Source organism: Streptomyces thermoviolaceus, assembly GCF_045209695.1.
Taxonomy (GTDB): Bacteria; Actinomycetota; Actinomycetes; order Streptomycetales; family Streptomycetaceae; genus Streptomyces; species Streptomyces thermoviolaceus.
Map to the genome: position 1 here is coordinate 1,061,337 of NZ_CP109280.1, position 20,981 is coordinate 1,082,317.

The 20,981-nt window shown below is 74.4% G+C and carries 15 protein-coding genes and 3 pseudogenes; 8 read left to right on the forward strand and 10 right to left on the reverse strand.

Annotated elements, in window-relative coordinates:
• Positions 1–13: 13 nt before the first annotated feature.
• A complete protein-coding gene (locus OG899_RS04735; protein ID WP_125495943.1) occupies positions 14–1,756 on the reverse strand; it encodes a pyruvate dehydrogenase in 1,743 nt (580 codons plus the stop codon).
• A gap of 808 nt (positions 1,757–2,564) precedes the next feature.
• Between OG899_RS04735 and OG899_RS04740 the strand changes: the two genes are divergently transcribed.
• Positions 2,565–3,581, forward strand: coding sequence for a helix-turn-helix transcriptional regulator (locus OG899_RS04740; protein ID WP_168130886.1), 1,017 nt, complete (start codon positions 2,565–2,567; stop codon positions 3,579–3,581).
• 95 nt (positions 3,582–3,676) lie between these two features.
• Here OG899_RS04740 and OG899_RS04745 read toward each other — a convergent pair whose 3' ends face one another.
• The 4 genes and pseudogenes from OG899_RS04745 to OG899_RS04760 all read right to left on the reverse strand — a co-directional run.
• Positions 3,677–4,204 carry a methylated-DNA--[protein]-cysteine S-methyltransferase gene (locus OG899_RS04745; RefSeq protein WP_168130885.1) on the reverse strand — a complete coding sequence of 176 codons (528 nt, stop codon included), beginning with the start codon at positions 4,202–4,204 and terminating at the stop codon, positions 3,677–3,679.
• On the reverse strand, positions 4,204–5,601 hold the full coding sequence (locus OG899_RS04750; protein WP_185867763.1) for a bifunctional transcriptional activator/DNA repair enzyme AdaA: 1,398 nt from the start codon (positions 5,599–5,601) through the stop codon (positions 4,204–4,206). The genes OG899_RS04745 and OG899_RS04750 overlap by 1 nt, the downstream gene beginning before the upstream one ends.
• Positions 5,602–5,667: 66 nt before the next feature.
• Positions 5,668–6,792, reverse strand: a complete 1,125-nt coding sequence (rsgA, locus tag OG899_RS04755) for a ribosome small subunit-dependent GTPase A (RefSeq protein ID WP_168130906.1) — start codon at positions 6,790–6,792, stop codon at positions 5,668–5,670.
• A gap of 410 nt (positions 6,793–7,202) precedes the next feature.
• Positions 7,203–7,274, reverse strand: a pseudogene (locus OG899_RS04760) (hypothetical protein); the annotation flags it as partial.
• Between the two features lie 279 nt (positions 7,275–7,553).
• Here OG899_RS04760 and OG899_RS04765 point away from each other — a divergent pair.
• Together OG899_RS04765 and OG899_RS04770 are read left to right on the forward strand one after the other, a co-directional pair.
• Positions 7,554–8,336, forward strand: a pseudogene (locus OG899_RS04765) (GH12 family glycosyl hydrolase domain-containing protein); the annotation flags it as partial.
• 206 nt (positions 8,337–8,542) lie between these two features.
• Positions 8,543–9,628: a lytic polysaccharide monooxygenase gene (locus OG899_RS04770; RefSeq protein ID WP_125495940.1), complete on the forward strand. Its 1,086-nt coding sequence runs from the start codon at positions 8,543–8,545 to the stop codon at positions 9,626–9,628.
• 92 nt (positions 9,629–9,720) lie between these two features.
• Here the strand turns inward: OG899_RS04770 and OG899_RS04775 are convergent, their stop codons facing one another.
• Entirely contained in the window at positions 9,721–11,067 is a 1,347-nt protein-coding gene (locus tag OG899_RS04775) for a radical SAM protein (RefSeq protein ID WP_125495939.1), read from the reverse strand.
• 289 nt (positions 11,068–11,356) lie between these two features.
• Between OG899_RS04775 and OG899_RS04780 the strand changes: the two genes are divergently transcribed.
• The 4 genes from OG899_RS04780 (at position 11,357) to OG899_RS04795 (ending at position 15,841) form a co-directional block, all read left to right on the forward strand.
• Positions 11,357–12,601, forward strand: coding sequence for an FAD-binding protein (locus tag OG899_RS04780; RefSeq protein WP_406310915.1), 1,245 nt, complete (start codon positions 11,357–11,359; stop codon positions 12,599–12,601).
• A 210-nt stretch (positions 12,602–12,811) separates the two neighbouring features.
• Positions 12,812–13,396, forward strand: a complete 585-nt coding sequence (locus OG899_RS04785) for a TetR/AcrR family transcriptional regulator (RefSeq protein WP_406310916.1) — start codon at positions 12,812–12,814, stop codon at positions 13,394–13,396.
• Positions 13,397–13,601: 205 nt separating this feature from the next.
• Positions 13,602–15,008 carry a hypothetical protein gene (locus OG899_RS04790; protein ID WP_406310917.1) on the forward strand — a complete coding sequence of 469 codons (1,407 nt, stop codon included), beginning with the start codon at positions 13,602–13,604 and terminating at the stop codon, positions 15,006–15,008.
• Between the two features lie 71 nt (positions 15,009–15,079).
• The gene (locus OG899_RS04795; protein WP_125495935.1) at positions 15,080–15,841 is read left to right on the forward strand and encodes a hypothetical protein; all 762 of its coding nucleotides are present in this window, start codon (positions 15,080–15,082) and stop codon (positions 15,839–15,841) included.
• 85 nt (positions 15,842–15,926) lie between these two features.
• On the opposite strand, the pseudogene OG899_RS04800 reads toward OG899_RS04795, so the two are convergent.
• Positions 15,927–16,340 (reverse strand): annotated as a pseudogene (locus tag OG899_RS04800) (NUDIX hydrolase); the annotation flags it as partial.
• Positions 16,341–16,576: 236 nt separating this feature from the next.
• On the opposite strand from OG899_RS04800, the gene mmuM reads away from it, so the two are divergent.
• Complete coding sequence (gene mmuM, locus OG899_RS04805; RefSeq protein WP_125495933.1) at positions 16,577–17,518, forward strand: homocysteine S-methyltransferase; 942 nt, start codon at positions 16,577–16,579, stop codon at positions 17,516–17,518.
• An 89-nt stretch (positions 17,519–17,607) separates the two neighbouring features.
• On the opposite strand, the gene OG899_RS04810 is transcribed toward mmuM, so the two are convergent.
• The 3 genes from OG899_RS04810 to OG899_RS04820 all read right to left on the reverse strand — a co-directional run bounded on the left by OG899_RS04810 (position 17,608) and on the right by OG899_RS04820 (position 20,660).
• Entirely contained in the window at positions 17,608–19,224 is a 1,617-nt protein-coding gene (locus tag OG899_RS04810; protein WP_189343430.1) for a carboxylesterase/lipase family protein, read from the reverse strand.
• Between the two features lie 276 nt (positions 19,225–19,500).
• The gene (locus OG899_RS04815) at positions 19,501–19,725 is read right to left on the reverse strand and encodes a hypothetical protein (protein WP_229813972.1); all 225 of its coding nucleotides are present in this window, start codon (positions 19,723–19,725) and stop codon (positions 19,501–19,503) included.
• A 71-nt stretch (positions 19,726–19,796) separates the two neighbouring features.
• A complete protein-coding gene (locus tag OG899_RS04820; protein ID WP_125495932.1) occupies positions 19,797–20,660 on the reverse strand; it encodes an oxaloacetate decarboxylase in 864 nt (287 codons plus the stop codon).
• Positions 20,661–20,981 lie beyond the last annotated feature (321 nt).

The window sequence follows — 20,981 nt, forward strand, 5'->3', positions numbered from 1 at the left end:
GCGGCATGGTCCGCTACGGCCGCGGCACGTTGCGCAGGTTGGACCGGGCCATCTGCAGCATCCGGCCCACGCCGCCCTCCAGGACGATCTTCGAGGCGGACAGCGCGAACCCGGAGACCATCTCCGCGCTGATCTTGGGCGGGATGGACAGCGCGTTGGGATCGGTGACGACGTCCACGAGCGCCGGACCCTTGTGCCGGAACGCCTCCTTCAGCGCCCCCGCCAGGTCCTTGGGCTTCTCCACCCGCACGCCGTACGCGCCGCAGGCCCGGGCGACGGCGGCGAAGTCCGGGTTCTTGTTGGTGGTGCCGTGCGAGGGCAGGCCCGCCACCAGCATCTCCAGCTCGACCATGCCGAGCGAGGAGTTGTTGAACAGCACGATCTTCACCGGCAGGTCGTACTGCACCAGGGTCAGGAAGTCGCCCATCAGCATGGAGAACCCGCCGTCGCCGGACATCGAGATCACCTGGCGGCTCCGGTCGGTGAACTGCGCGCCGATCGCCATCGGCAGCGCGTTGGCCATCGAGCCGTGCGAGAAGGAGCCGATGATGCGGCGGCGCCCGTTGGGCGAGATGTACCGGGCGGCCCAGACGTTGCACATGCCGGTGTCGACGGTGAACACGGCGTCGTCGTCGGCGACCTCGTCCAGGACGGAGGCGACGTACTCGGGGTGGATGGGGATGTGCTTGTCCACCTTGCGGGTGTAGGCCTTGACGACGCCCTCCAGCGCGTCGGCGTGCTTCTTGAGCATCCGGTCGAGGAAACGCCGGTTCGTCTTCTCCCGCACCCGCGGGATCAGGCAGCGCAGCGTCTCCTTCACATCACCCCACACCGCCAGGTCCAGTTTGGAGCGGCGGCCGAGGTTCTCCGGGCGGACGTCGATCTGGGCGATCTTCACGTCGTCCGGCAGGAAGGCGTTGTACGGGAAGTCGGTGCCCAGCAGGATCAGCAGGTCGCACTCGTGGGTGGCCTCGTAGGCCGCGCCGTAGCCGAGCAGTCCGCTCATGCCCACGTCGTACGGGTTGTCGTACTGGATGAACTCCTTGCCGCGCAGGGCGTGTCCCACCGGTGACTTGATCTTCCCGGCGAACTCCATGACCTCGGCGTGCGCGCCCGCCGTGCCGCTGCCGCAGAACAGGGTCACCTTCTCCGCCTCGTCGACCATCCGGGCCAGCCGGTCGATCTCGGCGTCCCCCGGACGGACGGTGGGCCGGGAGGTCACGATGGCCGTCTCCGCGGCCTTCTCCGGGGCGGGCTCGGCGGCGATGTCCCCGGGCAGCGCCACCACGCTGACACCGCTGCGGCCGACCGCGTGCTGGATCGCGGTGTCCAGCAGCCGCGGCATCTGCTTCGGGCTGGAGATCAGCTCGCTGTAGACGCTGCACTCCTGGAACAGCCGGTCGGGATGGGTCTCCTGGAAGTAGCCGAGGCCGATCTCGCTGGAGGGGATGTGCGAGGCGAGCGCGAGGACCGGGGCCATCGACCGGTTGGCGTCGTACAGACCGTTGATCAGGTGCAGGTTGCCGGGTCCGCAGGAACCGGCGCAGGCCGTCAGCTTGCCGGTGATCTGCGCCTCGGCGCCCGCGGCGAAGGCGGCGGTCTCCTCGTGGCGGACGTGGATCCAGTCGATGGCGGAGTTGCGGCGGACGGCGTCGACCACGGGGTTGAGGCTGTCCCCCACGACGCCGTACAGCCGCTTCACCCCGGCGCGGACGAGGATGTCGACGAATTGTTCGGCGATGTTCTGTTTGGCCATGGGTCAGGAATGCCCCCAGGTTCCCGGCGGGAATCCTGTACGGCCATGAAGTCACAGACCCGGCGGTCACGCCTCCGGACGGCCACCGCCGTGCGGGGCACCGCCGTGCGGTCGTCGTCGCGCCGGAGGGGCGCGCAGCCCGCGTGCTGTCCGCGCAGCGGGCCGGCCGGTCCGTCGGCGCTCATCGGCGGCGTGTCACCCGGCCGGGCGAGACAGGCACGGAAGCGGGAGAGCGACAGGGGCGGAGCGGACGGCGGGACGGCACCGGCGGGGACGGTGCTCCTGCCGTGGATGCCGCCGGGCGGTCCCACCCCCCACGGGAGAACCGCCCGGCGGCACCCGAGTGGCCCCGTCCGGGCCGGTCCGTGCGCGGTCCGGGGCGCAGACCGCCACAGGACCGTGACCCGGGCGCGCGACGGCCGGGACCGCCGTTCGAGCCGTCCTCGGCAGCGGCGCCGCTCCGTCCCGCAGCGGGACCACTCCGGGTCCGCGCGCCGGCCGGGCCGCCGCCGCCCGGGGCGGCAGACGGCCGCACGCCGCCGGCGCCCACGCGGACCACACCCAGGGGACCGGGGCTGTGGCCTGCCGCCGGTCCTTCGGTCGGCCGCACGCCGCCGGCGCCCACGCGGACCACACCCAGGGGACCGGGGCTGTGGCCTGCCGCCGGTCCTTCGGTGAGCCCACCTTGTCAGGACCACCCGGGTCACGGCGATGATGTCCGGCGGCGGGTTTGCGTCGTGGCCGGTTTCCGCCACCGCCGCAGGACCGCCGGGACGGTCCCGGGCTCGGACGGAAAGGGCGGCAGCCGATGCTGGCAGCGATAGGACTGGACGCAAGACACGAGTCGGCGTACCGGGCCCTGGTGTCCGTGGGCGCCGCGGACGTGCCGGATCTCGCCCGGCGGCTGATGCTCGGCGAACGGGAGACCGAGAGCGCCCTGCGCGACCTGGAACGGCAGGGGCTCGCCGCCCGGTCCTCCGCGAGCCCCGGCCGCTGGGTGGCCGCTCCGCCGGGGGTGGCGCTGGGCGCGCTGCTCGCCCAGCGGCGCCACGAACTGGAGAAGGCCGAGCTGGCCGCCGCGCTGCTCGCCGAGGAGTACCGGGCGGCGGCACCTCAGCCCGCGGTGCACGACCTGGTGGAGGTGGTCACCGGAGCCTCCGCGGTCGCCCAGCGTTTCCTGCAGGCCCAGCTGGGCGCGTCCCAGGAGGTGTGCGCGCTGGTCACCGGGACCCCGATGGCCGTGTCGGGGACGGAGAACGACGCCGAGGAGCAGGCGGCCGGGCGGGGGGTGCGCTTCCGTGTGGTGGTGGAGCGCGCCGTGCTGGAGAAACCGGAGAACATGCGCGAGCTGACGGCCGCGCTCGGCCGGAACGAGCAGGTCCGGGTGCTCGACGAGGTGCCGACCAAACTGGTGGTCGCCGACCGGGCGCTGGCCATGGTCCCGCTGACCGCGCACAGCCCGGAGCCGGCCGCGCTGGTGGTGCACGCCAGCGGGCTGCTGGAGGTGCTGTCCGCGCTGTTCGAGTCGGTGTGGCGGCAGGCGCTGCCGTTGCGCCTGGGGGCGTCGGGCGTCGTCGAACAGACCCCGGACGCCCCCGACGCCACCGACCTGGAGGTTCTGTCCCTGCTGCTGGCCGGACTGACCGACGCCAGCGTGGCCAAGCATCTGGACCTGGGGCTGCGCACGGTGCAGCGCCGGGTGAAACGGCTGATGGAGCTGGCCGGCGTGACCACGCGCCTGCAACTGGGCTGGCACGCCTACGAGCGCGGCTGGGTGACCCGGGAGCACCCGGTCGGCCGAGCCGCACCCCGGCGGCAGGCGTGACGCCCGGCCGGGATCCCTTCCGACGCTCCCGGGAACGTGCGCGGTCAGCCCCCGTCCCCGGACGCCGGACACCCCAGTCCGGACGCCCCCGTGCCCTACAGCACGCCCTCCAGGGTCAGCAGCCGGACCTTCGCGTCCAGGCCGCCCGCGTAGCCGGTGAGGGTGCCGTCGGCGCCGATGACCCGGTGGCAGGGGCGGACGACGAGCAGCGGGTTGGCGCCGATCGCGCCGCCCACGGCCCGCACGGCGGCGCGGGAGGCGCCGATGCGGGCGGCGATCTCGCCGTAGGTCGTGGTCGTCCCGTAGGGCACGTCGTCGAGGGCGGCCCACACCCGTTCGCGGAACGCGGTGCCGTGCGTGCGCAGCGGCAGGGTGAACTCCTTCAGTTCTCCGGCGAAGTAGGCCTCGAGCTGTTCCTCGGCGGCGCGGAACGGGCCGGGGTCGTGCCGTCGGCCGTCCTGGACGGTGCGGCCGCCCTTCTGCCCGGGCAGGGACAGGGAGGTGAGGGCGCCGGTGCCGTCGGCGGTGAGCAGCAGCGGGCCGAGCGGGCTGTCCAGCCGGGTCCAGTAGGTCGTCGGATCGCCGGTGGCGGTCGTGGCCTCGGGGCCTGCGGCGGTCGTCATCACAACTCCAACTCCCCTGCCACGCGCAGGTGATCGAGGGCGTACGAGCGCCAGGGGCGCCAGCTGTCGGGGGCGGGCGTGCCCGGCGGGGCCACGTCCGGGTCGCCGAGGGCGCGGACGCGGATCTCGGCGACGGTGGCGGCGTCCAGGCCGTCGAGTGCCCGCAGCGCGCGGTGCGCCGCGTCCCGGTCGGCGCCCGGGTCGAGCCGCACGGTGCCGTCCGCGAGGGCGGCGGCCAGGGCGCCCAGGGTACCCTCCGCTCCGGCCTCGGCGAGGACGGCCGGCTCCGGGAACAGGTGGGTGAGGGTGCCGTCGGGGGCGTCCAGCACCTTGCCGTGGCGCCGGACCAGTGCGCCGGCCTCCGCCGGGCCCACCAGGGCGCGGATCGCGGCCTCGTCGGGATCCACGGCGCCGGGCGACCGCAGTCCGGGGCGGGCCGCGACCAGCGGGGCCAGCCGGGGGTCCGCACCGAGCCGCTCGTCGACGGCGTACGGGTCGGCGTCGAGGTCGAACAGGCGCCGCAGCCGCTGCACGGCCGTGGTCAGGTCGCGCGGGTCGGTCAGATGCAGCCGTGCCTCCAGCCAGCCGCCGGTCCGTGTCCCGCGCCCGGTGCGCGGGGCATGGGGGCGTTCGTGGACGGCGGCGATCCCGGTGCCGTGCGGCAGCCGCAGGGTGCGCCGGTAGATGCGTCGGCCGGGCCGGCCGGTGACCTCCTCCACCGCGGGCACGGCCTGGCGCTGGAGCAGGTCGAAGACGGATGCGGAGTGGTACGGGCCCCGGTGGGCGAGACGCAGCGGGATCCCCGCCGCGTGCGTCGTCGCCGCGCCGTGGTCCCGGGCGGCGGGCGCCGCGTTGCGCAGCTCGCTCGGGGTCGCGGCGTACACCGCGCGGATCGTGTCGTTGAACTGCCGCACACTGGCGAACCCGGCGGCGAAGGCGATCTCGGTGACCGGCAGGCGGGTGGTCTGCAGCAGCACCCGCGCGGTGTGCGCGCGCTGCGCCCGGGCCAGCGCGAGCGGCCCGGCGCCCAGTTCGGCGGTGAGCTGCCGCTGCACCTGCCGGGTGCTGTAGCCGAGCCGTGCCGCCAGCCCGGTCACACCCTCCCGGTCGATCACCCCGTCGGCGATCAGCCTCACGGCCCGTGCCACCACGTCCGCCCGCACGTTCCACTCGGCGGAGCCCGGGACGGCGTCCGGGCGGCAGCGGCGGCAGGCCCGGAAGCCGGCGCCCTGGGCGGCGGCGGCCGTGGCGAAGTAGCGCACATGATGTCGGCGCGGGGTGACGGCCGGGCAGCTGGGGCGGCAGTAGATCCCGGTGGTGACGACGGCGAGGAAGAAGATGCCGTCGAACCGGCCGTCCCGGCTGCGGACGGCCTCGTACCGGGTGTCGTCGTCCATCACGCTGTCCAGTCTCCGCCCGCCGAGCACCCTCCGCTGGCGGAAATCGGACATGGCGTTCCGGGCTCAGCGGTACGGCCGTCCCCGCTTGACCGCCACGGCCGCCCGGCCCTCGGCGTCCCGGCGTCTCCACGCGCGCCGCCTCTCCGCACGCAGCCGGGCGTCGCTGCGGGCGGCGATCCGCTCGTTCTCCCGCATCAGCTTGCGGTAGCTCTCCAGGCGCCGCACCGGCAGGTCACCGGCGTCCACGGCGGCCAGCACGGCGCAGCCGGGCTCCCGCTCGTGGGCGCAGTCGTGGAACCGGCACCGCGCGGCCAGGTCCGCGATCTCGGCGAAGACCTGCCCGACACCGTCGCCGGCGTCCCACAGGCCGACCCCGCGCAGTCCCGGGGTGTCGATGAGGACACCGCCGGCGGGGAGCACGAGCAGGTCGCGGGACGTGGTGGTGTGCCGGCCCTTGCCGTCGGCGTCCCGGACGGCGCCTACGTCCCTGGCCCGCTCCCCGAGCAGCGCGTTGACCAGGGTCGACTTGCCCGCGCCGGACTGCCCGAGCAGGACGGACGTGCCCGCGGCGAGGCAGGCGGCGAGCGTGTCGAGCCCGCCGCCCGTCAGGGAGCTGACCGGCAGCACCGGCACACCGGGTGCGGCGGCCTCCACGTCCTGCACGAGGTGGGCCAGCACCACCGGGTCGGTGACCTGGTCGGCCTTGGTGAGGGCGACCAGCGGCCGGGCGCCCGACTCCCAGGCCAGCGCGAGGAAGCGCTCGATGCGGGCCAGGGGCAGGTCCCCGGTGAGCGGCACGCAGACGACGGCATGGTCGATGTTGGCGGCCAGCACCTGACCCTCGGACCGTTCGGAGGACGTGGACCGCACGAACGCGGTGCGCCGCGGCAGCAGTGCCCGCACCGGGCGCGGGTCGCCGTCGGGGTCGACCGCGGCCCAGTCACCGGTGCACACGGCCTCGGCCGGGTCGTGGGGGACGAGCCGGCCGGTGCCGGCGCGGACCGGGCCGGCCGGGGTGACGAGATCGCACCGGCCGCGGGCGACCCGCACCACACGGCCGGGCAGCAGTCCGCGCCCGGTGTACGGAGCGAACGCCGCGGCCCAGTGCTCGTCCCAGCCGTACGGGGCGAGCGGGTGCGGCCCGGCGGAGGAGGCCGGGCAGGAGTCGGCGAGGGACGCCGGAGACAGATCGGTGGAGGCCGGAGACAGATCGGCCGGTGTGAACGAGGTGTTCAACGGGAGACCCTTCGCAGGGTGGCCCCGGCGGCACGCCCTCACGGCGCGGGACGAACCGCGCGCCGGGATCCTGAGGCGTCAGCCGGTGACCACGGAGGTGGAGTGGACGAACGTCCGGGCGCGGACAGCGCCCTGTGCGGTGACCGTCATCGCGTCCTCACCTCCTGCTTCCGCGCATCCTGCGCGCATGCACGCACCGCGCGCGGCATGCGGTGCCGAGCGTAGGCGGGGCGGACGCCGCGCCGCCACCGATTTCCGGTGCGCGGCCGCCCCCTGTTCCGGTGCGCGGCCGCCCCCTCGGGGCCCCGGCGCCGCAGCGGGCGCCGGGGCCGCCGGCCCCCTGCGTCGGTCTCCCTCCTCGGTCAGGGCCACAGCCGCTGGTGCCGCCGGCCGTCGCCGCCGTCCCGCTGGTAGCGCAGTCGGCGGTGCAGGCGGTCCGGACTGCCCTACCAGAACTCGACCGGCTCCGGCCGCGGGACGTACCCGGTCCACCCCTCGGGCCGGCGGGTCGGAGCACCGCCGTCGGCCGGCGCCGGCCGGTGTGCCACCGCCGATTTCCGGCCGTTCCGGACGAGCGCGTGCCCACAGTCTTGTCAGGGGCATGCACGACTCCTACAGTCCGTGCCAACAGCCATGGGAGCGCTCCCAAGGCATCGCGCGCGCCCGGAGCGCCCCCTTCCCCCCACAGTCGTTCCTTCGTCGAAGAGGTCCCCATGCGACCGCTGTCCCACCGGATCGACACCACCCGCGGGCTGCTCGGTGCCCTCCTCGCGGCGTTCGCGCTGCTGGCCGCCGTCACGGTGGCCGCCCCGCCGGCCCGGGCCGACACCGAGATCTGCGACGCCTTCGGCTGGACCACGATCCAGGGCCGCTACGTCGTCCAGAACAACCGCTGGGGCACCGACGCCCCCCAGTGCGTCACCGTCACGGACTCCGGTTTCCGGGTCAGCCGGGCCGACGGGGCGGTGCCCACCGACGGTGCCCCGAAGGCGTACCCGTCCGTCTACTACGGCTGCCACTACGGCAACTGCTCCCCGGGCACGGCGCTCCCGGCCCGGATCGGCTCCGTCTCCGGCGCACCGACCGGCATCTCCTACAGCTACGTGGGCGACGCGGTCTACGACGCCGCCTACGACATCTGGCTGGACCCCACGCCCCGGACCGACGGCGTGAACCGGACCGAGATCATGATCTGGTTCAACAGGGTCGGGCCGGTCCAGCCGGTCGGCTCGCAGACCGGCACGGCCACGGTGGCCGGCCGCACCTGGGAGGTGTGGACCGGCAACAACGGCTCCAACGACGTCCTGTCGTTCGTCGCTCCCTCGGCGATCGACAGCTGGAACTTCGACGTCATGGACTTCGTCCGCCAGGCGATCGCTCGCGGGCTCGCCACGGACGACTGGTACCTGACGAGCGTGCAGGCGGGCTTCGAGCCCTGGCAGAACGGCGCCGGTCTCGCCGTGACGTCGTTCTTCTCCGAGATGCACACCGGCGGCTATGCCGCGCACGGCACGGCATGACGTACGGCAGCGACGCACCGGCTCGGACGTGCGGCATGGACGTCCGTGCCGGACAGACCCCGCGGACCCCGGACGCCGCCCGTCCCGCACCGGATGCCGCGCCCGCCGGGCCGCACACGTACCGGACCGCACACGTACCGGACAACACACGTACCGGCTCCGACACCAGAAAGGACAGTGCTGTGACACGACGCAGCAGACTCATGTCGGTGGCGGCGGCGTTCGCCACCTTCCTGACGGCCCTGGGCCTGACCTTCCTCGGTCAGGGCCGTGCCGAGGCGCACGGGGTGGCGATGCTGCCCGGTTCGCGCACCTACCTGTGCTACCTGGACGCCCGTACCTCCACCGGCAGCCTGGACCCGACCAACCCCGCCTGCCAGGACGCCCTGGCGAAGAGCGGCGCCAGCGCGCTGTACAACTGGTTCGCGGTGCTGGACTCCAACGCCGGCGGCCGGGGAGCGGGGTATGTGCCCGACGGCACCCTGTGCAGCGCGGGCGACCGCTCCCCGTACGACTTCTCCGCCTACAACGCCGCCCGCGACGACTGGCCGCGCACCCACCTGACCTCCGGTGGCACGATCCAGGTGCAGTACAGCAACTGGGCGGCGCACCCGGGTGACTTCCGGGTCTACCTGACCAAGCCGGGCTGGTCGCCGACGTCCCCGCTGGGCTGGGACGACCTGGAGCTGATCCAGACGGTGACGGACCCGCCGCAGACCGGTTCGCCGGGCACCGACGGCGGTCACTACTACTGGAACCTGACGCTGCCCTCCGGCCGCTCGGGTGACGCGCTGATCTTCATCCAGTGGGTCCGCTCCGACAGCCAGGAGAACTTCTTCTCCTGCTCCGACGTCGTCTTCGACGGCGGCAACGGCGAGGTGACCGGCATCCGCGGCTCCGGCTCGCAGACGCCCAGCCCGGAGCCGACCCCGACGCCCACGCCGACGGACCCGCAGGCCGGTGAGTGCATGGCCGCGTACACCGTGGAGAACTCCTGGAACGGCGGCTTCCAGGCCTCCGTCGAGGTGATGAACCACTCCACGGCCGCGCTGAGGAACTGGGCCGTGTCCTGGCAGCCGGGCGACGGCACGAAGATCAGCAGTGTCTGGAACGGCACGCTGTCCACGGCCGACGACGGCACGGTCACGGTGCGGAGCGTGGACCACAACGCGGCGGTGCCGGCCGACGGCAGTGTGACGTTCGGGTTCACCGCCACGTCCACGGGCAACGACTACCCGGTGGGTTCGGTCACCTGCACCACGGGGTGACACCCGCTCGGCGGTGACCGTCCGGTGTGCCGTGCCGTCCCGTCAGCCCGGCGGGGCGGCACGGCACACGCGCGCGTGGATGTGCGCGGGGCTCAGTCGCCCGTGCCCGCACTCTGCTGCGTCTCGTCGTCGGCCGGGAGGCTGTCCATGAAGGAGCTGACCGAGAAGACGGCGCGTCCGGCGCCGGCCGGGCCGTAGCCGGGGGGCGAGGACAGGCCGAAGTCCTCCATGGTGGAGCGGTAGGCGTCCAGCAGCCGGATGTGGTACTCCAGCGGGGCGCCCTCGGGGTTGGCCTTGCCGAGCGGTGTAGTGGGCTCGGGGCACCACGTGGTGAAGCGGGGCGTGATGCCGTGCGACATGAAGAACCGCAGGCCCTCGGTGGTGGAGGCGATGGCCTCGTCGACGGTGGTGAAACCGTGCGGCTGGGCCATCTCCACGCCGGCCACGAAGTTGGGGATGACGTTGCGGGCGCCGAAGACGTCGGCCGAGTCCAGGATCCGCTTGTGCCACTCGTCGCGGCCGATGTACCGCTCCTTGCCGGGGCAGTACAGCTCGAACAGGCGGCGGTCCCACACCTCGAAGTTGGGGTGGTAGATCTGCACGCCGTAGTCCTTGAACCGCTGCACGTCCGCCTTCGGCAGCGCCTGGGCGACCACCTTGCCGATCCACCGGCCCGGGAAGCGCTCCTCGATGGCCTTGGCGTAGTGGCCGTAGAAGTCGGCCTCGTCCCGGCCGGCGACCTTGGAGGTGATGGCACCGCCGGTCAGCGTGTAGGCGGTGGACGCCTTCTGGGTGTCGTACCGGTCGATGATCTCCAGGGCCTCGAGGACCTCCTCGACGTCCTTCACCCCGGTGTAGGGACGTCCGGCGGCCTTGTGCTGGCGCCAGTTGTGGTTGATGTCGCAGTACTGGCACTCCTCCTTGGCGCCGAAGTACTGGCACACCCGGAAGACGGTGAGGTAGATGAGGTAGCCCCACTGGATGGTGGGGGCGACCTCCATCACGGACTTGCCGTTGGCGAGGGTGTGCCGGTAGTACTCCGGCATCGGCGGCACACCCACGTCCGCGATCCGCTTCCCGTCGAGGTACAGCCCGAGCAACCCCTCGTCGTCCGCGGCCACCCGGTAGGGCGAGCGGGGGTTCACGCGCACGGAGACCACGGTGCGCCGCAGGCCGTACGGTCCGCCGGTGAGGACGATCTCCTCCGGCGGGCGGCGCAGCGCGGCCTCGCCCAGCTCCGGCAGGGTGCCGTGGTCGAAGGAGAAGATGAAGTACGACTTCGGCTTGACCTCGCCGGCCGCCTCGTTGGCGGTGTCGCTCAGCGCGGACGAGTCGAAGGCCACACCACCACGCAGCAGGTCCTCTTTGAAGACGGCTTCCCGCGGTACGTGGGGGAAGCGCTCCATCAGATCTTCGACCAGCGCGGTACGGCTGCCCATCGGCCTCTCTCCTCCCGGCCTCGACGTTCGGCCTTCCACCGTATGCCCCCGCTCACCGGCCGGCCGTGCCGGGTCCCCGCTCGGCGCGGTGCCCGGTGCCCGCGCGGTTCCGGGTGCCCGGGCCCGGTCGCGGGGAGGGCGGCCGTCCGGGTGTGCGCCGGGCGGCGGTGAGGCGGGCGTGTCGTCAGGGCCACGGGGAGGCGGGCGGGCGTGCCGGGCCGTCGGTGGCGTCGGGTAGGTTCACCCCGGAACACGTGGCCGGGGTGCCGCGGGAGGAAGGGGTGTCGGCATGAGCACAGCCGTGACCAACTGGGCGGGGAACATCACCTACACCGCCAAGGAGGTGCACCGGCCGGCCACCGCCGAGGAACTGGCGGACGTGGTCGCGCGCAGTGCATGGGTGCGTGTGCTGGGCAGCGGCCACTCGTTCAACGAGATCGCCGACCCGGGTCCCGACGGCGTCCTGCTGCGCCTGGACGCGCTGCCCGCCGAGACCGACGTGGACACCACGGCCCGCACGGTCCGGGTCGGCGGCGGTGTCCGCTACGCCGAACTGGCCCGCGTGGTGCACGCGCACGGGCTGGCCCTGCCCAACATGGCGTCGCTGCCGCACATCTCGGTGGCCGGGTCGGTGGCCACCGGCACCCACGGCTCGGGGGTGACCAACGGTCCCCTGGCGGCACCGGTGCGCGAGGTGGAGCTGGTCACGGCGGACGGCTCGCAGGTACGCATAGCCCGGGGCGACGCCCGCTTCGGCGGGGCGGTCACCTCCCTCGGCGCGCTCGGCGTCGTCACCGCGCTCACCCTGGACCTGGAGCCCGCCTTCGAGGTGGAGCAGCATCTGTTCACGGAGCTGCCGCTGCGAGGGCTGGACTTCGAGACGGTCGCCGCCGCCGCGTACAGCGTCAGCCTGTTCACCGACTGGCGCGAGCCCGGCTTCCGGCAGGTGTGGCTCAAGCGGCGCACCGACCAGGAGCTGCCCGACTTCCCGTGGGCGCAGCCGGCGACCGTGGCGCTGCACCCGGTGCCCGGGATGCCCGCGGAGAACTGCACGCAGCAGTTCGGGGTGCCGGGCCCCTGGCACGAGCGGCTGCCGCACTTCCGGGCGGAGTTCATCCCGAGCAGCGGTGCCGAACTCCAGTCCGAGTACCTGCTGCCGCGTGCCCACGCCCTCGACGCGCTGGACGCCGTGGACCGGATCCGGGACACCGTCGCGCCCGTGCTGCAGACCTGCGAGGTCCGCACCGTCGCCCCCGACGAGCAGTGGCTCGGCCCGAGCCACGGCCGGGACACCGTGGCCCTGCACTTCACCTGGGTGAAGGACACCGAGGCGGTGCTGCCGGTGGTGCGGCGCCTGGAGGAGGCGCTGGACGCCTTCGACCCGCGCCCCCACTGGGGCAAGGTGTTCACGACGTCCGCCGCCGCCCTGCGCGCCCGGTACCCGCGGCTGGCGGACTTCCGGGCCCTGGCCCGCGAGCTGGACCCGTCGGGGAAGTTCACCAACGCCTTCCTGCGGGACCTGCTGGACGGCTGACCGGCACGGTCGCCGGTCGGCGAGGTTCCACGGCGGCCGGGTGTCACGGGGTCAGGGGCCGGACGTCACGCGGCAGGTGGCACGGGTCCAAGGGGCGCAGGGCCAGGTGGCACGGGGCCCGGTGGCACGGGGGTCCTGCGGGCGCACGGCGCCGGGAGGCGAGTCCGTAGGATCCGTCTCCGGCCGGACACCCCAGTGAAGGAGCATCGCATGCCCCGTGCCGGGCTGACCGTCGAGCGGATCGTCGCGGCGGCGGCCGAACTCGCCGACGAGGAGGGCTTCGAGAACGTCACCGTCTCCGGTGTGGCCCGCCGCTTCGGCGTGAAGGACGCCAGCCTGTACTCGCACATCAAGAACCTGCGGGAACTGCGCACCCGGCTCGCGCTGTTCGCCGGGGCGGAGATGACCGAGCGGATCGCGGACGCGGTGGCGGGACGGGCCGGCAAGGACGCGCTGGCCGCGTTCGCGGGCGCCTACCGGGAGTACGCCCTGCGGCATCCGGGGCGGTACGCGGCCACCCGGACACGTCTCGACCCCTCCCTCGCCGCCGACTCCCCCGCCCTGCGGCGCACCGCCGAGATCACCTACGGCATGCTGCGCGCCTACGGGCTCGACGAGCCCGACCTCACCGACGCCGTACGTCTGCTGCGCAGCACCTTCCACGGCTACTGCGCGCTGGAGGCCGCCGACGGCTTCACCGCGCCCCGCGATGTGCGGGCGTCCTGGAACAAGGCGGTCGAGGCGCTGCACATCACCCTGCTGAACTGGCCGCGCGAAACCTGTCGCGGCACCTGACGCGAGGACACCGCCGGCCGCCCGTGCACCGCCGTCGACCGGCCCCGACACGACTCCGGTGCCGGGGTCCGTCCGGCCGCTCCGGGCGGGGTGTGAAGGGGCGGAAACAGCGGTACGAACGGTGAGAGGGAGACCCGTTCACACGGTGGCCTCGTCGCGCCGGGCGGTGGACGCCCGGCGCCGCCTCGGGGGGAGGGAGCGCCTGTTGTCCTCGCAGCAGCTCGGAAGCGGCCCCCTGCACGCCGCGGGCCCCGGTCCGCGTCCCGAGCCGGCGGGAGCGGGCGACGGCGCCGCGGCCCCCTCGCCTCCGGCGCGTTTCGTCGGCTGGCTGGGCGGCCTGGGCGGTGCGGCCGCCGGGTACGGGGTGTTCCAGTTCCTGTTCGAGGTGCTGCCGGACTCGTTGAGCGGGCAGCTCGCGAAGTATCTGATCGCAGGCGTCAGCGGGCTGGGGACGGCGGCCGCGGGCTGGCTGGCCGCCGCGCTGCTGCGGGCCCGCGCCCAACGTCCGGCGTACGGCACCGCGTCCGGCTCCGCCTCCGCGCCGGCGGTGCCGGCGGCACTGCCGCAGGTGTGCCACGACGCCTACGCGGCGCTCGTCGAGCAGGTGACGGTGGTCGACGACCCGGAGCTGGGGCGGCTCACCGGCTGGGCGCACTCGCTGGGCGAGACCGTCCCGCCCCGTCCCACCCCGGTCGGCACCGCCTACGGCCTGCACATCGTGCTCGACCTCGGGGTGCCCGACGGCCGGCTGCGCGCCGGTGACCTGGTCGACACCCTGTGGCGGCTGCGGCTGCCCGACGGCGGCTGGTCGGCGCGCAGCCAGGGGCTTCAGGCCCGGCCCGAGATCACCGCGCTGGTGCTGGGCGCGCTGGCCCGGGCGGGCGTGTCCGAGGACCGGCTCGCACCGGAAGTGGCGCGCTGCGCGGCCCGGTTCACCCCGGACGGGGATCCGGCGGGGTGGGCGTCGGTGCACGTGGTGACGACAGTGCTGCGCGGGCTGCTGCGGGCCGCGCCCGGTTCCGCACTGCTGCCCGAGCTGCGCGAGGCGGTGGTGGACGGTGCGCTCGACGATCCGGGCCGGGACCATCTGCGCTGCTGGGGCTACCGGTTGCGGGCGCCGTACGGACCGCCGTCGCCGGTGCACACCGCGCAGGCGGTGGTCGCCCTGGACCGGGCCGGGCGTGTGCTCGGGGAGAACGCGGCGGCGCGGGCGGCCCGCGAGGACGGCGTGCGCTGGCTGCTGGCCTGCCCGGAGCTGCGGCACGACGTGTGCGGGGACCTGGCACACCTGCGGGAGGAGGTGCGCCGTCCCCGCGCCGACGACCCCACGCGTCACGAGGTGCTGAACGTACGGCACTTCACGGCCGCCTGGGTGGTCCGCGCACTGCTGACACCGACCGCCGGTCAGGTGGCCCGCGCCGACGGGCTGGAGGAGGCCTGGCGGGAGCGGCTGGCCGGTGCCGTGGCGGCGGTGTGGGCCGGGCAGTCGGGCGGCATCTGGACCTGGGGGCCGGGTGAGCAGGGGGCACCGCGGCAGCCGCTGTGGATGACCTATCAGGGCCTTTCCGCGTTGCGGGCGCATGCCGTATCCATGTACCGGCCGGGCCGCTGACCGGGCCGGTCCCCGCCGCCGAACGACCGGGACACGGCGGACGGGCCGGGAACGAGGCGGAGGGGGCGGTGATGGACGGCCGGCAGGTGCCGGCGGCCAGACGGCTGCTGACGAGGTCACTGGACGGTCCGCTGTCCGAGACGGAGCGGGTGGCCGCGGCACGCTCGGTGGTCGTCGCGCTGGGGGCGCGGGAGCGGCTGCGGGACCTGGTCGCGGAGCTGGCCGCGGGCGGGCAGGACACGCAGGAGTGCGCGCGGCTGTCGTACCGGCATGTGCTCGGTTTCGACAAGCTGCTGTTGCTGCGGGACGGCACCCGGCACATGCTGCGGGCCCATGTGTGGCACCCCGGCGCGAGCGACGCGGGCGCGGAGGACGTCCACAACCACCGGTGTGCGCTGGCCTCGTACGTGGTGCGCGGGCGGCTGTCGATGGAGCTGTACGAGCACGAGATCTGCGCACCGGACGACCCGGACGCCCCGCCCGGGCCGGACGACGGTGTGATCCGTGCGGTCCGGTACCGGGAGTCGCTGGGGCCGGGCCCGGTGGCGCAGTGGCGGCTGGAGCCCGTGGGCCGGGCGCGGCTGCGGCTGGCCCACACGGCACGGTACGCGGCGGGCAGCGACTACGGCCTGCCCGCGCGCACCCTGCACCGGGCCTGGTGCGACACGGCCGCGCCGACGGTGACGCTGTTCCTGGAGACGGGCGTCGGACGGCGCTCCCACACCGACGTCTTCACGACGGCGGGCCCGCACCCGCACACGGTGCCGAAGGCGCCGCTCGGCGTGCCGGAGTACCTGGCGGCGCTGGACGCGCTGGCCCGGCTGCTCAGGTGAGCCCGAGCGCGAGCTGCGTCCGCACGGAGGGGTCGGCGTGCCCGAGCCGGACCTTCCGCAGGTCCCGGTCGGCGTCGCAGGCCCGCAGCGCCTGCCGGACGACGTCCAGGTTGTAGGCGTCGATGTCCACTGCGGTCAGCTCGGACGGAAGCAGCCAGGCGTAGGCCTGGTCCGGTTCGGGGAGGTGGACCGACCGGGTCAGCGGGCGGACCAGGAAGTTGTCCTGGACGTTCTTGATCTCGTGACCGTGGTAGTCGCTGACGAAGGAGGACTCGCCGACCTTGCGGACGATCTCGCCGAGCAGCCCGGTCTCCTCCTTCAGCTCGCGCAGGGCGCCGTCCGCGGGCAGCTCCCCCGCCTCCAGCTTGCCGCACGGCACGCCCCACACCCGCGGCAGGAACCGCTCGCGTGCACTGCGGCGCACCAGGAGCACCCGGCCCCGCTCGTCCCGTACCACGGCGGCGGCCAGCCGCTTCATGCCGGGGATCTCCATGTCCATGGCTCCCTCGGTTCCTCGCCGGTGATGGGTCAGGGTGTCTGGTACCCGGGGAGTCCGTCACGCTACCAGGACCGGCTGCCACGTTCCGTACCCTTTGCGCGGTACGTCTGATTCCGGGCGGCTGAGGGTCGCGTTCCGGGCCGGGCCCTCGGCCGGGGCTCGTGCGGCCCGCTGCCGCCGGCCGACCGGTCCGTCCCGGCGGACCGGCACCGCGCGCAGACGGCTACGGTCGTTGCATGACCAGCGACACCTCCCCCACGTTCACCGAGGCGCTCGCCGCCGGGACGCTGGTGCTCGACGGCGGCCTGTCCAACCAGCTGGAGGCGGCCGGGCACGACCTGGGCGACGCCTTGTGGTCGGCGCGGCTGCTGGCGGACCGGCCCGAGGCGCTCACCGAGGCCCATCTGGCGTACCTCGAAGCGGGCGCCGACGTGGTGATCACGGCGAGCTACCAGGCCACGTTCGAGGGGTTCGCGCGGCGCGGGACCGGCCGGGAGGAGGCCGCCGCGCTGCTGGCGTCGAGCGTGGCACGGGCGCGGGACGCGGTGGCACGGGCGCGGGCGCGGGGTGTCGACCGGCCGCTGTGGGTGGCCGCGTCGGCCGGGCCCTACGGGGCGATGCTCGCGGACGGCTCGGAGTACCGGGGGCGGTACGGGCTCGGCGTGGATCGGCTGGAGCGGTTCCACCGGCCCCGCCTGGAGGTGCTGGCCGCCGCCCGGCCCGATGTGCTGGCGCTGGAGACCGTGCCGGACACCGACGAGGCGGTCGCGCTGCTGCGCGCGGTGCGCGGGCTGGGCGTGCCGGCCTGGCTGTCGTACACGATCGACGGTGCGTACACCCGCGCCGGACAGCCGCTGCGGGAGGCGTTCGCCCTGGCCGCCGACGTGCCGGAGGTGATCGCGGTGGGCGTCAACTGCTGCGCGCCGCGGGACGTGGAGGCCGCCGTGGCAACGGCCGCCCGCGTCACCGGCAAACCGGTCGTCGTCTACCCGAACAGCGGTGAGTCCTGGGACGCCCGCACCGGCTCCTGGAGCGGCCGGCCCACCTTCGCCGCGGACCAGGTCGCGCGCTGGCACGCCGCGGGGGCCCGTCTGATCGGCGGCTGCTGCCGCGTGGGCCCGGACGTGATCGCGCACATCGCGCGGACTGTTCGGGGGGCGGCGCGGGGCCGCTCCTGAGCGACGGCGCTGCTTGGGAGGGGAACAGCGGGCGGTGCCCGGCGTGGGAGCCGACGCACGGTCGGACGTGGCCGGGCCCCGGGGCGGGGTCAGGCTCCGCGCACCCCGGTGGAGCGGCGCAGGCGGCGGATCGCGGCGCGCAGTTCCGCCGCCCTGGGCACGGGCGTGCCCTCGGGTGCGTCGCCGTCCGCACCGGTCGCCGTGCCGGGGCGCGAGGTCCCGCCGGCCGCTCGACAGGCCGCGCGTGGTGCCGTCCACAGGGCGAGTTCGGCGTCCCGCGGTCCGTGCACGGTGTGCGGGGGGCCGTCGCCGAAGACACGGACCGGGTGCGTGTCGTCCCACGCCTCCCAGCCGGGGTCGCCCTCGGTGGCGAAGCGGACCCAGGCGGCGTGCATCCGGTCGGCGAGTTCCTGCGGGGCGCCCTCGCCGGCGAGTTTGCGGGACTCGGGGACGTCACCGGTGTCGAAGACGAAGCCGAGTTCGAGGGCGTGGCAGGCCTTGAGACCGGGCAGCCGGGACGGCCAGGCGAACTCGTAGACGTAGGCGCTGCCGGGGCGGGCGTCGGCCAGGCGGTGCAGGGGGCGGCGCAACAAGTGGTCGGTGACCATCTGGCCGACGATGTCGGCGGCGCCCTCGCCCGGCCGCAGGGACCGGTAGCCGCGGACCACCTCGGGCCCGCAGCGGCAGCGGGCCATCGCGCCGGCGAGGGCGACGGGTCCGAGCCGGTCGACGTGGTCGAGAAGACCGCCGGGCACCAGCCACAGCCGGTGTTCGTCGCGGGTCCAGCCCATCAACAGGTCGGCGCCGCGGGCCGCGTCCCCGTCCACCAGGGCCCGCAGCGGGTCGCGGGGCACGAGGTCGCCGTCGACGACGATGCCGAAGGCGGGACCGCCGAGCACCGGGCCGCTGAGCCGGCCCACCTCGGCCTGGGTGCGCAGCAGCAGGTCCCGGTCGACGGCGGCGAACGCCTGCGCGGTGGCCGGCACTTTCAGCCGGGCGGCCATCCGGCGCACCATGCGCCGCACCTTGCCCCGGTCGAGGGCCTCGGGCGGCCCGCTCTGCAGCACGGCCCGCCGGAACAGCCCCTGGGCCTGCGGGGCGGCGATCAGGGCGCCGACGCTGATAGCGCCCGCCGACTGGCCGCACAGGGTGACCCGGTCCGGGTCGCCGCCGAACGCCTCGATCGCCTCGTGCACCCAGCGCAGCGCGGCGAGCTGGTCGCGCAGGCCGGGGTTGGCGGGCGCGTCCGGGAAGAGGCCGTAACCCTCCACGCCCAGCCGGTAGTTGACGGAGACCAGGACGACGCCGTCGCGGGCGAAGGAGTGGCCGGCGTACACGGGGACGGCCGAGGAGCCCCGGGTCAGCGCCCCGCCGTGCAGCCACACCAGGACGGGCAGCCGGGCGCCGGGGCTCGGGTCGGGGGTCCAGACGTTGAGGTTGAGGCAGTCGTCGCCGGGCACGTCGGGGTCGGACAGGTACCGGGCGAAGGCCTCGGAGTACGGGGGTTTGGGGGCGGTCGGTCCGAAGGAGCCCGCGTCACGCACCCCGTCCCAGGGTTCGGGCGGCTGCGGGGGCCGGAACCGACGGGGGCCGAAGGGCGGGGCGGCGTAGGGGATGCCGCGGAAGGCGGCCACCCCGTGCTCGTATCTGCCGCGCACCGCCCCGTACGGCGTGCCGACCACGGGATCCGTCCGCCCTTCCGTCATGGATGCCACCAGCCCTTCGCCGCATTCGTGCACCATCGCACCCGGTGACACCGGAACACCACAAGAGGGCCTCGTGTTCCGGCACGCACGGCCGCGGCGGGGCCGGGCGGATGTGGCCCCGGTGTGCCTCGCTTTGCGCCCTGCCTGTCGCGTCGTGCGTGGGCGGTCCGCGCGCGGCCCCTGCGAGCCGCACACGCCGTTTCGTGCACGGCGCTCGCCGGACGGCGGCGGCACGGCCCCGGCACACGCGAACGGGCCGGGACCGTGCCGGGACGCTCAGTCGCCGTCGGAGCCGCCCCGGGTCCCCTCCACCAGGGCCTCCATCAGGTCCACGGCGCTGCCCTCGTGGTCGCTTCCGGCGGTGCCGCTGCCGTTCTGCACGTTGGCGGTGCGGTCGACCTCCAGGATGGAGTCCGCGTGGGAGTTGTCGAGGACGGTGATCAGGCTGCCGGTGTCGGCCGCGGCCGGGGAGGCGGCACCGGCCAGCAGAGCCGCCGTCACGGCAGTCACGGTCCGCAGCCGGGGGACACGTCCGTTCACGCACTCGTTCCTGCGTCCGCTCGTACGCCCGCTCACACGCCCGCTCCGGCCGGCTCGGGCCGCCGGTGCGCCAGGTTGCGCTCCAGCAGGCGGGTGGAGGCCTGCACGCCGATGCCGCGGTCCGCGTCCACCTGGGGCAGCCGGCCGTCGGCCCGCTTCAGCTCGGCGAGTGCGGCGTCCATGGCCTCGTGGGCGGCGAACAGGCAGGGGGTGCTGTAGATGGCGACGTTCACGCCCGTCTCGGCCAGCTCCGTCAGCGACAGCCGCGGGGACTTGCCGCCGGCGATCTGGTTGAACAGCAGCGGCTTGTCGCCGACGACGTCGCGCACCCGGCGGATCCACTCCACGCTGCGGATCCCGTCGACGAGGACCACGTCGGCGTCGGTGGCCGCGAGCGCCTTGGCACGGCGCAGGATGTCCTCCTCGTCGGTGGCGTCGGTGCGGGCCACCACGACCAGGTCCTGCCGGGTCGCCAGCACCTGCTCCAGCTTGGCCAGGTACTCCTCCAGCGGCAGCACCTGCTTGCCGTCGGCGTGCCCGCAGCGACGGGGCCGCTTCTGGTCCTCCAGGATCACCCCGGAGGCGCCGATCCGCTCCAGGGCCTTGACCACATGGCAGGCCACCTCGGGGTCGACGTAGCCGTCGTCGATGTCGACGAGGAGATGGTGGCGGGGGAAGGCGCCGCGCAGCCGCTGGACGAAGGCCACCATGTCCGGCCAGGCGATGAAGCCGATGTCCGGCAGGCCGTAGTACGACGCGGCGAAGCCGAACCCGGAGACGAACATGCCGTCGTAGTGCGCGGCGGCGATCGAGGCCGAGTACATGTCGTGGACGCCGATCAGCGGGGTGGTGCCCGGTGCTGCGATCTGCTCGCGCAACATCTTTCCGTACGTCACAGCAAAGCTCCTGATGGATGAGGGATCGGAGGCGCGGCGCGGAAGGCGACGGTGCGCGGACGGTGCGCTGCCGCCCGCACTGCGCGTTTTTGCCGGGACAAAAGGATCTCTAGATCGATGCGTTACGCACGCATGATGTGCGCTTTACTCACTCGGACAGCACAATGCCGCAAGCGAAGAAACGTCACTGATCGGCGTGTCGCCTCACCCGTTCGCCGCAGCGGTGCAGGTCGTGGTGGACGGAGGGTGTCGTCCGGCGAGTGCATCGCGGGCGAGCCCGACGCGGAACGCGGTGCCGGGCGAAGGTCCGCCCCGCGCTGC